1 protein-coding gene is annotated in these 486 nt (G+C 48.6%); it reads right to left on the reverse strand.

The features are described from left to right. A partial coding sequence (locus tag AAEY88_RS12585; protein ID WP_350562924.1) for a GTP-binding protein occupies positions 1–485 on the reverse strand: 485 nt, incomplete at its 3' end. Between the last annotated feature and the right edge of the window lies 1 nt (position 486).

The following is a 486-nucleotide window of genomic DNA, read 5'->3' on the forward strand; positions in this document are numbered from 1 at the left end:
TCGTAGTCGTTAAGAAGTTCACGAACTTCCATTTCTACGAGTTCAAGCAATTCTTCGTCATCAACCATGTCGCATTTGTTCATGAATACGACGATGTACGGTACGCCAACCTGACGTGACAGCAAGATATGCTCACGGGTTTGTGGCATAGGACCATCGGTTGCTGATACGACTAAGATTGCGCCGTCCATTTGGGCAGCACCGGTGATCATGTTTTTAACATAATCGGCGTGACCTGGGCAATCAACGTGAGCGTAATGACGGGCTTCAGTGTCATATTCTACGTGGCTGGTGTTAATAGTAATACCACGGGCTTTTTCTTCAGGGGCGCTGTCAATAGACGCGTAATCTTTGGCTTCGCCGCCTGAGGTTTTAGCCGCTACGGTTGCGATAGCAGCAGTAAGGGTGGTTTTACCATGGTCAACGTGTCCAATAGTACCGACGTTGACGTGTGGCTTTTTGCGTTCAAACTTGGCCTTTGCCATG

The sequence above is a fragment of the Psychrobacter sp. CAL346-MNA-CIBAN-0220 genome (assembly GCF_040309805.1).
Taxonomy (GTDB): Bacteria; Pseudomonadota; Gammaproteobacteria; order Pseudomonadales; family Moraxellaceae; genus Psychrobacter.